Origin of the sequence: Bremerella alba, assembly GCF_013618625.1 — a bacterium.
Lineage (GTDB): Bacteria > Planctomycetota > Planctomycetia > Pirellulales > Pirellulaceae > Bremerella > Bremerella alba.
Genome location: NZ_JABRWO010000002.1, coordinates 462,472 through 474,905 on the forward strand (window position 1 = coordinate 462,472; position 12,434 = coordinate 474,905).

Consider the following 12,434-nt stretch of genomic DNA (forward strand, 5'->3'; position numbering starts at 1 on the left):
CTGCGTTGGGGTTTACAGATGCTTGGTTTTACCCCGTCTCAAATCGAGCGTGAAGGGGAATTCACTTGAGGTTTCATCCGGTGGAAGCTCAACATGACCCGGAGTATGCCCCATTTTCTCGAATCGACCGCCACGACGAGATTCTGCCTCAAAAGCATTTACAGGGAAAGATTCTGGATTATTCCCCCCAGGATGCCCTACGTGGTAGCGGCACCCCCCCAAGCTTCTTTCAGCCCACGCATCGTACAGGTCGATCGTTAACGGCTCGTCAACAGGGATCGTCGGGTGCAGGCAGCTAGGTGGCTGCCAAGCCCGATAACGCACGCCGGCGACGAACTGCTGTTCGGTTCCGGTGGGATGGAGTGGAATTCTGCGGCCGTTGCACATCAGGTAATGACGTCCAGCGATCGCACCGTTCACTTTGACCTGCATCCGCTCTAGGGAAGAATCGACGTAACGGGCCGTAAACCCTTGCCCTGATTCTTCTCCGAGCACATACCAAGGCTCGATCGCTTTACGAAGTTCTACCTTAACACCCCGATGGGCAAAGTCCCCGATCTTCGGGAATTTGAACTCGAAGTGAGGGAGGAACCATTTCGATTCCAACTGGAATCCGGCCTCCTTGGTTTCGTCGATCACGTCTTCGAAGTCTTGGTAATTGAAGTGAGGCAGCATGAAACGATCGTGCAAGCTCGTATCCCAATCGACCAAATCCGCTTTGTAAGGATGCTCGGCAAATCTTGCCATTAGCGACCGCAGCAGCAATTGCTGCGTGAGGCTCATCTGAGCATGCGGCGGCATCTCGAAGGCGCGGAATTCAAGCAAGCCGCGGCGTCCCGAACTGCTGTCAGGTGAAAACAGCTTATCGATACAGAATTCTGCACGGTGCGTGTTTCCGGTGATATCCACCAGCAAGTTGCGGAAAACTCGGTCGACCAACCAGGGCGAAAAATGCCCCTTATCGGGGATTTGCTCGAAGGCGATCTTCAGTTCATAAATGGCGTCACCGCGACCCTCGTCAATTCGCGGAGCCTGACTGGTCGGGCCGATGAAGTTGCCGCTGAACAGATACGACAGCGAAGGGTGATTGTGCCAATAGCCAATCAGGCTTCGCAAAATATCGGGTCGCTGAAGAAACGGGCTCTGTGCTGGGGTCGGGCCACCTAGCACAACGTGGTTACCCCCACCGGTGCCGGTGTGCGTACCATCTTTGTTGAACTTCTCTGTCCCGAGCCGGGTATGGTGTGCGTCTTCGTACACGCCGGTTGTGATGTCAACGAGTTCCTGCCAGTTGTTGGCAGGCTGAACGTTCACTTCGATCACGCCAGGATCGGGCGTCACGCTCAGGTTATTAACCCGATCATCTTCAGGAGGCAGGTAGCCTTCGATGATGACTGGCGAACTCAATTCGGTGGCAACCGATTCGACAATCGACAATAGTTCCAGGTAGCCTTCCAGGCGATCCAACGGCGGCATGAAGACATGCAGGCATCCACCACGAGGCTCGACACAAATGGCCGTCCGGACAAACTGATTCATCGGATTGGGGCCGCCATTGTCGCTCCAATCGCCGGGGCCGAAGAAACCGTCCGACTCTAGGCTTTGTCCGGCCATTCCTTGCGGACGCGAGGCACTACGGAAGTCATCGCCACCACTGGTTTTGATCGACCAAGGCTTGCCTGAATCTCCGCCAACCATGGCCGGAGTACGCCGGGACATGAACTCGGCATAGGAGGGAAGCGGAGCCGATACGGCCATCGGATCGAGCGGGAAGAGCGCGGCGGCCTGTCCTTCAGCTTCGTAAAACAACGATTTCAGCGGCAAACGCAAACCCATCGCCGAGTCGCCGGGAATGAGGAATAGCTCGTCACTGCGCACTACCCATTCACCACTTTCCCAGCCAGGCTGGGCAGTCCACCACAGGTAGCGAAGGGGCAGGACAACGCCGACCGGCGAAGTAATTCCCTGCTCGAAGACCTTTGCGATCCGCGAACGTTCTTCTTCGTCTTCCAGCTTGGAATCGTGGATATCGACATTCACGGGAAGCCGACGTTCCATCCAGGTGTAATAGAACGCGTCTTCGTAGGCATAGCTGGAATGGTTCGGCTCAACACCAAGATGCTCGGCCAAGCGACGCGTGAACTGCATGGCCAAGTCGGTATCGTGACCGTAATTGACGCCGTCTTCCGCAAGTAGCGACGCGTCTTTCCAGATCGGTTCACCATCGTATCGCCAGTAGCAGCGGAAAGCCCAACGCGGAAGGGATTCGCCAGGGTACCACTTGCCTTGTCCGTAATGCAGAAAGCCGCCGTCGCCGAAGCGTTTGAACAGCTTACGCATTAGTTTATCGGCTAGGCCTCGCTTGGTTGGCCCTACGGCAGCCGTGTTCCACTCGTCGCCTTCCATGTCGTCGATGGAAACGAACGTCGGTTCGCCCCCCATGGTCATCGTGATGCCAACGCGATCGAGATGCTTGTCGACTTCATGGCCGAGCGATTGGATCTCTTGCCATTCATCGTCGGTGTACGGTTTGGTCACACGCGGGTCTTCGTGGAAACGTGTGATCGTCATATCGAAGTCAAACTCGACTTCGGCCTTCTCGTGACTTCCAGATACAGGAGCCGCAGTGATTGGCGACGGGGTACATGCCAGCGGAATGTGTCCTTCACCCGCGAAGAGCCCCGACGTTGGGTCGAGACCGACCCAACCGGCACCCGGCAGGAAGACCTCGGTCCAGGCGTGCAGATCGGTGAAGTCTACTTCCGTACCGGAAGGACCATCGAGCGATTTGATGTCTGGCTTCAACTGGCAGATATAGCCCGAGGCGAACCGGGCCGCGAGCCCGAAGTGACGCAGCATCTGAACCAGCAGCCAAGCCGAATCGCGGCATGACCCGAGACGCTTCTCTAAGGTTTGCTCGGCGCTTTGGACGCCATGCTCCATCCGAACCGTGTACTTGATGTCGTCCTGCAACCGCTGGTTGATATCGACCAAAAAATCGACCGTGCGACGCGGCGTAATATCGACCCCCTTGAGGTACTCGGTCAGGAGAGGCCCCGGAGGTTCCAGTTCTAAAAACGGAGCCAGGTCGGTCTTGAGCGGCTCCTGGTAGACGATCGGATATTCCTCCGAATCGGGCTCCAAGAAGAAGTCGAACGGATTGATCACCGTCATTTCGGCAGTCAGATCGACATCGACCTGGAAAAAATCGACGGGTTCCGGAAAGACAACGCGAGCGGCGAAGTTTCCGTGGGGGTCCTGTTGCCAGTTCAAAAAGTGTGGCTGGGGACTGATCTTCAAAGAATAACTATGAATGGGCGTTCGGCAGTGGGGAGCAGGACGCAGCCGAATCGTTTGAGCCCCTACACTGATCTTGCGATCGTATTTGTATTTGGTCGAATGATGGATCGCCGTCAGAATCGCCATAAAAGCCTCAAAGATATCGAATCGCGGGAGAGAAATGTCACACCGTTGTAGGCCAAAGTCGGGCCCGCATACGGTTTATATGGGAACAACGCACGAAAATCAGCCACCGGCGTTTTAGTCGGCACGATTCGCTGATTATGAAACGCAAATGATGCGCCAATCAACGATCATTGCCAGAAACCTACCACTTAGCAAAGGTTTCGGTTCAAGGTGCTAAAAAAATGTGCACATAGGGCCCAATTCTGAGCCATATCGAGAGTACATCGGCGTTAAATTCTATCCAGCCATAGCAGCCCGTACGGCTGCATTACCAGATCTTCATGAGTTGCGATTTCCTGCTCGCTGATCAGATCTTGGAAAAAACGCCCCAGCCCCCCTGTGCGGACATTATTAGCCGGAACACGCTGCTCTTCCTCGGTGAAATTCGCCAGGACGAGCGTCCGATTGCCCTCAAAATGCCTCACGAAACCGAGAACATGGGGATTATCGACCGGAACCAACTCCATTTGCTGTCCGGCCAAGGAGGGCAAATTCTTCCTCAGCGAGATCAATTTCTGGATCGAGCGGAAGATTTTCCCACGAATCGATCCATTTTGGTCATCGACTTCCTGTTTGAAGTTTTGCAGATATTCCCACTTCATTTTGGGGCGATGGATCCAACGTGTGTCGCCTGCTTTGGCAGGGTCTTTCACGAAGTCATAGTCATTGAGCATGCCCCACTCTTCGCCGAGATACAAAAGGGGTATGCCGCCCACACTCAGCGTGATGCCATACAGCAGGCACATACGGCGGACCGACATCTCGATCAACTTAGGGTCGTGGAACTCGATGGCTTGCTCTAGGCCGGCCAGCGACGCCAGCGTGCCTGAGATCCGCATGTCCCCGGTGGCAGGGTTATGCTGAAAAGGGACTCCGCGGGCAAATGAGCCGGGGAATTGCCCTGTGTAAAAGTTGTTCAAGAATTGTCGATGATTGTAGCCATTGATGCCGAGTTGGGCCGCGTCTTTGTCGTCGAATGTCCAACCGATATCGTCGTGGCAGCGAAGGTAATTTACCCACGAAGTTCCGTGTGGCAAACGATGGCGATGACTCAGAGACTTTTTCAGTAGCTGCGTACTGCGTGTCGCCAGGGATTCCCACAACAGGGCCATCAGGGTCGGGTTGTACGAGATCTGACACTCTTCCTCACCGATGTACTTGACGACTTCGTCGGGATGCACGATCGCTTCCGACTTGAAGACCAGCCCGGGCGCGGCAATCTCGGCCATGCAATTGAATGCCTGGATCAACTGGTGCGCTTCGGGGCGGTTTTCACAGTTGGTGCCCATTTGCTTCCAAATGAACGCCACCGCATCCAACCGCAAAATGTCGACGCCGGTGTTAGCGATGAAGAGCATTTCTTCGAGCATTGCCCGGAAGACCGCCGGATTACCGTAGTTCAGGTCCCACTGAAAGCTATTGAAGGTCGTCCAAACCCAGCGTTGCATCCCGTCATGCCAGGTGAAGTTGCCGCGACGAACGGTGGGGAAAATCTCACGCAGGGTGCGTTCGTACTGATCGGGAACGGTGCGATCGGGGAAGCAGTAATAGTACTGCTGATATTCGATATCGCCAGCTTGAGCATGCTGCGCCCAATAATGATCATCCGACGTGTGGTTGAAGACAAAGTCGAGACACAGACAAATATCGGCTTCGCGAAATTCGTCGGCCAGTTGGCGAAGATCGTCGATCGTGCCCAGACGGGGATCAACGCTACGATAATTGCTGATCGCGTAACCGCCGTCGTTGTCGCCTGGGCGCACGGCGAACAACGGCATCAAGTGAACGTAGGTCAGTCCGAGATCTTTAAAGTAGGGAATGCACTCGCGTAGCTTGCTGAGATTCTCGGAGAAGAGATCGACGTAAAGCGCACCGCCCACCATGTGTTCCGACTGAAACCAGGTCGGATCGTTTAAGCGGTGGTCGTCTTGTTCGCGCAGCTCGGGACTACGTTGCTTCCAACCGCGTGCCGCTGTGAACATGATCTCTTCCAAGTGATAGAAGAAGTCATATCGATCGTGATACAGCGTAAAGAGCAGTCGAAACAACCGTGGCCACTGGGCTACCAGGCGCTGCGTGAATTCGCGCGCCAGCCCACAGGCGATATCGTCCTCAGACCAAAATGCATCCAGCCGCGGCAGAAGTCGCTTGAGCGAGATCTCCGCTTCGGTTTGCAGTGGGTCGGGCTGTCCGTTCCTACTCGTTCCGATCATTGGGTATCGTGATGTTATCTAAAAACTGATAGTAATTAATTCCCTCCAGGATACCTCGTGCATGATGTCCCTCTGAGAAATAGATCCGCGGCCAGTCCCTTAGCTTCTCGAGCTCAGGACTGTAATTCCCTACAACCACTCCAAGCGTGCGCCCTTTGAGCATCCCCTCGTCGTTGCCGCTGTCGCCGGCCACGAGCACTTTTTCTGGCGAAAATCCCCATTTGTAGAGGACGTGCCGCACAGCCACACCAGGCCCCCCGCGATTGGGCAAGATGTCTAGGTACATATCTCGTGAGAATACCACGCGTGCGCGAATGCCGGCTTCTCGTAGCATTCGCTTGATTTCCGAGATACTCGGAGCAACGCTCTTGTCGAGGTCGAAGCTGATCTTGAACTCAGACTGCTGAAAATCCTTTTGCACGTAGACTCCATCCACGCCCTCAAACAGAGCACGTATTTTATCGGGTGTCCAGTGCAGACCGATCTGCTTTCGCCAAGTTCGGTCGTTGGTGAGATATTCGCCGTAGTACAGTTCTGTTCCGACTGCGGCACAAATCAGGTCAGGTCTCGGCAGATTCATCTCCTCGATCTGTTCCATCGCACTGTCCAGGCGACGCCCAGTCGAGATGCCAAAGCCGATGTAGTCGTGTTCGCGAATCGTGTCCATTAATTCGCGAAGCGCGTCATCGTCGCCGGTCAGTGTGTTATCCAGGTCGGTGATTATGAGCCGATCGAAGTTTGGCATGCGCCGAACTTTCGAGTTTCGCGCGAGGTCGGGCTTGGCCGAATGGTCGAGAATATCGTTGATGTCTCGCCAATATCGTTTGGCATGATTCGCCCAGGAGTAGTGCTTTTTGGCACCATCTTTCCCTTGGTTGGCCCAATCGTCCCATTGCTCAGGCTCCGTAAGCATCCGAAGCAAGGCCTTCTCGATCGCTTCGGGATCGAGCGGGTCGACCAAAAGACCGTTGTGGCAGTTCGCTACGATATCTCTCGGACCACCGTCGTTGGTGGCGACAATCGGCAGGCCTGCTGCGGCAGCTTCCAGAAGCGTTAAACCAAACGGTTCCGTGAGCGCTGGATTAACAAAGACTCCGCGACGTTGGGCACACCAACGATAAATGTCAGGTACATCACTCGGGGCATGCATCTTGGGGTACGCGACCGAACCGTACAGATCGAAGTCGTCGATCTTACCGAGGATTTGCTCGACAATCCGGCGTTGGGCCGGAGCGAGATCCTTCAGGTTTTCGCGCGTTCCCATGATGAGCACGAGATTAGAAAGCTCTTGCAAACGCTCGCTCTCACCATAAACACGGACGAGCATTTCCAGGTTTTTTCGCTCGTCGGGACGAGCCATGGCGATCAACGGCGGCTTGCTGGGGTCTCGCAGAAAACGCTCGATCTGCGGGCCAATCGCGTAATCGTCATCCGTTGATTTCGGTGGCGCGAACGACTGCAGGTTCACACCAGGAGGAATGACTTCCATCCGATCGGGTACGTAGTTCTCGTATTTTTCGTACTGTAGTTCGACTTCCTGATTGGTGCTGGCCACCACCATCGAAGCCGTTTCCAGAGCAACTTCCTCCGCTTCGATTCGCTGCGCCAAGCGGTAGCGGCGTTCGAGGTCTTCGACCGACTTACCCTTGGCAATCAAGCGTTCTTGTTTGACACGACCGAGCGAATGGCCGGTGAAAACAAACGGAATGTGAAGCAGCCGAGCAAGCTGCGCCCCGGCAAGACCCGCGTCGGCATAATGCCCATGAATGAGGTCCGGCAGACCGGCGCGGCGGAAGTGAGCGAGGGTCTGATCGACGAAGAATTCGATGTAAGGCCAAAGCGATTCTTTGCGAATATACCGTTTGGGTCCGAACGGAATTCGGACGATTTTGGCGTTCTCGCAAATAGGTTCTTCGACTTGGGCATAGTCATCGGAAACGCGGTCGTCGATGATTTGCCGGGTGAGAAGTTCTACTTCGGTAACTTCGGGCTCTTTGGCCAGTTCCGCGGCCAACTCCAGGACATACTTAACCTGGCCGCCCGTGTCCGCGTCGCGACCAAGTTCGGCATCTTTGGCGCGGATTAAGCCATGTAAGCTTATCAGAGCGATCTTCATGGAGAGTTATTCTTTGAGGTTGTTGGTAGTGGGAAAGGTGGAAGTCGTGGCAACGCTCCTTAAGTGAAAACGTTTTCATAGAACGACTTGTCTTGGCATGTCGCTCCATGATTCTCGCATACTTTCCCGGCAAATCGGGACGCCGCATCGCCAACCTGTCGCAGTGGGCGGCCCGATATCAGTCCGGCGAGAAGGACTGACGCGAATCCATCCCCCGCGCCGACCGTGTCGACGAGAGGATTGGGTTGAGTGACTGCAATTTCGATGCCATCACCGTCGCTTGTGGCAAGAAAAGCACCTTTCGAGCCCGATGTGATACAGAAATTGGCGACTTGATGCGCCGTACGCAATTTATCGACAGCTTTGCGAACGTTTTCACGCGTATCGCAAGGCATCTGAGTGAGTCGCTGGAGTTCGTCGTGGTTCAACTTGAGCCAATCGGCACCATCAACCAAACCACTTACCCACGACTCTTTAAACCACGGAGGGCGGATGTTTAAATCGACGAACCGGGGCAATTGGCTCTGATCGATAATCTGCCGAATGGTCTTCGCCGTCCGCTCGCTTCGATACGCCAGGCTTCCGTAGTAGAGATACGAATAGCCGGAATAGTCTTCAACTGCCGGCGGCTCGATATAGTCCCAAGCCCGATCTTGCAAAATGTCGTAGACCGGCTCCCCATCTTTCAATTCGACCTGTACCGCCCCAGATGGCTTGGTATCGATCGTCTGCATTTGTTCCGCCGACATCCCCCAATCAGCCATAGAGCGAAGCACCTCTTGCCCGGCCTCGTCGTTGCCAATCGCCGAAACCATACAAGGATGATAACCCATCCCATGAAGATTCCAGGCAACGTTAAAAGGAGCACCACCGAGAACCTGGCGGCCATCCGGAAAGCGGTCGAAAAGCACTTCCCCAAGAATCAACGGCGGACGATTTGCTTTCGAGTCAGTCACGAATTTCTATCGATCAGTTAGACGGATCATTTAGTAATTGAGTAACATTGTTTTAGCATTCTCCGAACACAAACTCAAATAGCACAAGGATTCATAACGTGAGCAAGGTTCTGGCTACCGACTTAGACGGCACGCTGATTCCTTTGAATGACCTGGCGGAAAACACGTCCGATTTGGCCCTGTTAGCAAAAGCCCTTCGCGAAAAGCACGTCACCCTGACCTTCGTGACTGGTCGCCATTTAGAGTCGGTCCAGGACGCGATCAAGCGTTACGCATTGCCGGCTCCCGACTGGGTGATTTGCGATGTGGGGACTTCCATCTATAAGCGTGCTGAGGACGATTCGTTTCAAATCGCTCAGCCGTATGTCGATCATTTGCAAAGCATCGTGGGAGAGTTTTCAACTGGGCAATTGCGAGAAGAGTTCGCCTCGCTAGAGACGCTACGACTGCAAGAGGAAGAGAAGCAGGGGCAATTCAAACTCAGTTTCTATTGCGACGCGAAAAAGCTTCACGCCATCCACGACGCGGTCTTAGATCATTTGTCCCATCGTGGTCTGCCGTACAGCTTGATCAGCAGTATCGATCCATTCACCGGCGACGGCCTGATCGACCTTTTACCAACCGACGTCTCGAAGGCCTACGCGCTACAGTGGTGGACCGAGCATGCCGGGCTAGACAATCAAGAGCTCGTCTTCTCTGGCGACTCTGGCAACGACTTGGCAGCCATGACCGCCGGCTATCGGACGATTGTCGTCGGCAACGCTTCTGCAGAACTCATGGAAACGGTCCACGGACATTACGAAAGCCGCATGCAAGTCGACCGGGTCTACATTGCCGAGAAGTTCGCCACCAGCGGAGTCCTCGCTGGCTGCCGACACTTTGGACTGCTTTAGTGTCGGAGTCGAACGTTTTCGCTAGCAAGGGCAGCGATTGGCGTTGCGTTGCCAGCACGGGGTTTCTATAAGTGGCGGCGCAATAGTCGTTCCCTTATTTCCCCCCAATGACTCTCCCGGTGAATTCGCATTCTCAGCAGCGTCGAACTGCGCCTGGCCATCAATGGATGGTTCTGGGATTGCTATGCTTGGGGTTCTTCTCGACCGGTTGTAAAGCGATCGTCGCGACCAACAACCGCAACTGGGCGCCCGATCAAGCGAAGCTCCCCATAGGTGTCGTGCAGGGAGACGAGATCACCATCCATAACGTGCGTAACTGCCGCTATGTCACGTCCGATGACTACGTGGTTCAGTACTACGACAAAGATATTCGCCTGAGCGATATCGAGACCGTCGACTACGTGGTCGTTCCCTTTAAAGACTCGCCCAGCGTCGCGCATACGATGCTCAGCTTCGGTCTGTCCGACGGGCAGTACTTGGTTTCTTCGGTCGAAATTCGCAAAGAAGCGAACGAAGAGTACTCGGCCTGGAAGGGCTTCTTCAACCAGTACGAACTGATGTACGTCATCGGCGACGAACGCGACGTGATCAATCTCAGCTCGAATTACTATAAGAGCGACGTTTATCTTTATCGTACGGTCGCTCAGCCTGAACAGGCCCAGGCTCTGTTTTTGGACGTCATCAAGCGAGCCAACAAATTGGCCGCTGACCCTGAGTTCTACCACACCGTGACCAACAACTGCACGACCAACATCGTGTCGCATGTCAACAAGATCGCCCCCAAGAGTGTCCCGTACGACATGCGAATTCTTCTGCCGGGCTACAGCGACGAGTACGCCTACTCGCTCGGCTTGTTGGACACGAGCGTCCCCTTCGAGCAGCTGCGCTCCCAGTCGCAGATCAATCATCTTGCCGAGCGGTACCGAGACGACGAGAACTTCTCGGAGTACATCCGCCGATAGGGGCAGTTGCTAGCGATAACTCTCCCGTTTTTCCTGCGGTTTTCAGCAAGACTTCATAATTTCTGATCAATCGACATTGCTCTATCCGAAAATCGAATATAGATACACCCTACTCTGCCACGAAAACGCCCTTAGACGATGGACCGTTAGGGAGGCCAATATGAGTGGTGTTACATTTTCGGTTGCTGCTTTGTGGATGATTCTGGGGGCCTCGCCCTCAACGCCAGTGGTGCAGGATCAGGTCGACCTGATCGAGGTGAACCACTACTACGATTCCCAAGGCCGCTTGATCTTCGACCAGGTCATTTTCTATGAGTGGTCGCAAAGCGATGCCCGGTTCCATGTCACCGCATGGCGTCTGCTGAAGAGTTCCTGGCAAGTTCCCCGTAAGCGTTGGAGCGACGGGGCCTATACCACCACCTGGCGAGACGGCGACGTCCTGCGCAGCGTGGTAGGTAAGAACATGCGAGAGACTTGGACGCAGCACGATCCAGAGCTTATCGAGCGGGATTATCTCCCGCGCGAGTATCGCCGCGGACTGACCCCGAAGATCGAAGCAGTAGCGAACGCCGAGAATTAACCCGCGCTTAGCCGCGCGATAATTCGATTTGAAAGTCGAACACGATAACCACGTTATCCTGTGAATCGCACAGGAAACGACTGGGAGTCTCCCGGACTTTCTTTACCTGCTCGGTAAGTGTCTCGAGCGAAGCTATGCCCAGGTCTTGGACAGCGTTCTCGAAAAGGGCGACGGCTTTGCGGGCATGCACTTCGACTCCGTGAAGCGACTGTTGCCGAGCTTTCACACCGCACGCTGTCAGGTGAATGAGCCCCTTTAGCAAAGCGGCCTGATCCCCTACTCTTCCCTGGGCGTGCCAGGCCGATTCCCAGGCTTCGTGGGCTTCCCAGTAAAATCCGTGATTAAATAGGTCGACGCCGTACCGAAACGATTGCCGGTCGGTCCGCCCCTCGAAATCCGTTTCAGGCCGAGGAAACAGGCCTGGAACGTACGCGTACGACGGAAACGGCAGCGTTGGTTCATAGCGCGAGGTTTCGTCTGCCATGGTTGCGTCCTTTCCTTCTGGCCATTGTAATGACGCTTCTATGCGACGTTTGAAGAATCCGCTTTGAGGAATCTACCATGTCCGTTCGGAAAATTGTCCTTACCGGCGCCACCAAGGGGCTCGGTCGAGCGATGGCCGATGGATTTATCGCTACGGGTCATCAGGTCGCTGGTTGTGGACGATCGGCCGACAAGATTGATCAGCTAAACGAACAGTATGGCGATCCTCACCGTTTTGACGTGGTCGATGTCACCAACTGGCATGACGTCAAACAGTGGGGCAAGTCGGTCAACGAAAACTTCGGTGTGCCCGACCTGTTGATCAACAATGCAGCAATTATCAACGAGAACAAGCCACTCTGGCGAGTCCCGGTGGGCGAGTTTTCACAGATGATCGACATCAACATCCAAGGCGTCTTTCACGTCATCAAAGCGTTTGTCCCGGCGATGGTCGAGCGCGGCCAAGGTACCATCATCAACTTCAGTTCCGGTTGGGGTCGATCGACTTCGCCCGAAGTCGGCCCCTACTGCGCGACGAAGTACGCCATTGAAGGCATGACCAAGTCACTCGCTCAAGAGTTGCCAGCCGGGATGGCCGCAATTCCCCTGGGCCCCGGCATGATCCACACCGAGATGTTGGAGAAATGCTTCGCCGACGGGGCCTCGAGCGCACCGAAGCCATCGGACTGGGCGTCGTACGCGGTACCGTTTATCCTTTCGCTCGGGGCTGAGGAAAACGGCGAGTCGATTAGCATTGTCAAGTAAC

9 protein-coding genes are annotated in these 12,434 nt (G+C 54.9%); 4 read left to right on the forward strand and 5 right to left on the reverse strand.

What is annotated here, in order from left to right; translation table 11 throughout:
• Positions 1 to 12: 12 nt before the first annotated feature.
• The 4 genes from HOV93_RS05035 to HOV93_RS05050 all read right to left on the reverse strand — a co-directional run bounded on the left by HOV93_RS05035 (position 13) and on the right by HOV93_RS05050 (position 8,750).
• Positions 13 to 3,426 carry a transglutaminase family protein gene (locus tag HOV93_RS05035; protein WP_207395371.1) on the reverse strand — a complete coding sequence of 1,138 codons (3,414 nt, stop codon included), beginning with the start codon at positions 3,424 to 3,426 and terminating at the stop codon, positions 13 to 15.
• A gap of 269 nt (positions 3,427 to 3,695) precedes the next feature.
• Positions 3,696 to 5,678, reverse strand: a complete 1,983-nt coding sequence (locus HOV93_RS05040; protein WP_207395372.1) for an alpha-amylase family glycosyl hydrolase — start codon at positions 5,676 to 5,678, stop codon at positions 3,696 to 3,698.
• On the reverse strand, positions 5,662 to 7,794 hold the full coding sequence (locus HOV93_RS05045; RefSeq protein WP_207395373.1) for an HAD-IIB family hydrolase: 2,133 nt from the start codon (positions 7,792 to 7,794) through the stop codon (positions 5,662 to 5,664). Before HOV93_RS05045 ends, HOV93_RS05040 begins: the two co-directional genes overlap by 17 nt.
• Positions 7,795 to 7,853: 59 nt before the next feature.
• Positions 7,854 to 8,750: a PfkB family carbohydrate kinase gene (locus HOV93_RS05050; protein ID WP_207395374.1), complete on the reverse strand. Its 897-nt coding sequence runs from the start codon at positions 8,748 to 8,750 to the stop codon at positions 7,854 to 7,856.
• 98 nt (positions 8,751 to 8,848) lie between these two features.
• On the opposite strand from HOV93_RS05050, the gene HOV93_RS05055 reads away from it, so the two are divergent.
• From HOV93_RS05055 to HOV93_RS05065, 3 genes are all read left to right on the forward strand, one after another.
• Entirely contained in the window at positions 8,849 to 9,643 is a 795-nt protein-coding gene (locus HOV93_RS05055) for an HAD-IIB family hydrolase (RefSeq protein ID WP_207395375.1), read from the forward strand.
• 119 nt (positions 9,644 to 9,762) lie between these two features.
• Entirely contained in the window at positions 9,763 to 10,605 is an 843-nt protein-coding gene (locus HOV93_RS05060) for an Lnb N-terminal periplasmic domain-containing protein (protein ID WP_315853348.1), read from the forward strand.
• Positions 10,606 to 10,765: 160 nt separating this feature from the next.
• Complete coding sequence (locus tag HOV93_RS05065) at positions 10,766 to 11,185, forward strand: hypothetical protein (RefSeq protein WP_207395376.1); 420 nt, start codon at positions 10,766 to 10,768, stop codon at positions 11,183 to 11,185.
• 7 nt (positions 11,186 to 11,192) lie between these two features.
• Here the strand turns inward: HOV93_RS05065 and HOV93_RS05070 are convergent, their stop codons facing one another.
• On the reverse strand, positions 11,193 to 11,669 hold the full coding sequence (locus HOV93_RS05070; protein ID WP_207395377.1) for a DUF309 domain-containing protein: 477 nt from the start codon (positions 11,667 to 11,669) through the stop codon (positions 11,193 to 11,195).
• Between the two features lie 77 nt (positions 11,670 to 11,746).
• On the opposite strand from HOV93_RS05070, the gene HOV93_RS05075 reads away from it, so the two are divergent.
• The gene (locus HOV93_RS05075; protein ID WP_207395378.1) at positions 11,747 to 12,433 is read left to right on the forward strand and encodes an SDR family oxidoreductase; all 687 of its coding nucleotides are present in this window, start codon (positions 11,747 to 11,749) and stop codon (positions 12,431 to 12,433) included.
• Position 12,434: the final 1 nt, after the last annotated feature.

What these genes read in the sequence shown, in the direction of transcription:
- HOV93_RS05035 (WP_207395371.1), bottom strand. Translation starts at nt 3,426, where the DNA reads ATGGCGATTCTGACGGCGATCCATCATTCGACCAAATACAAATACGAT.
- HOV93_RS05040 (WP_207395372.1), bottom strand. Translation starts at nt 5,678, where the DNA reads ATGATCGGAACGAGTAGGAACGGACAGCCCGACCCACTGCAAACCGAA.
- HOV93_RS05045 (WP_207395373.1), bottom strand. Translation starts at nt 7,794, where the DNA reads ATGAAGATCGCTCTGATAAGCTTACATGGCTTAATCCGCGCCAAAGAT.
- HOV93_RS05065 (WP_207395376.1), top strand. Translation starts at nt 10,766, where the DNA reads ATGAGTGGTGTTACATTTTCGGTTGCTGCTTTGTGGATGATTCTGGGG.
- HOV93_RS05070 (WP_207395377.1), bottom strand. Translation starts at nt 11,669, where the DNA reads ATGGCAGACGAAACCTCGCGCTATGAACCAACGCTGCCGTTTCCGTCG.
- HOV93_RS05075 (WP_207395378.1), top strand. Translation starts at nt 11,747, where the DNA reads ATGTCCGTTCGGAAAATTGTCCTTACCGGCGCCACCAAGGGGCTCGGT.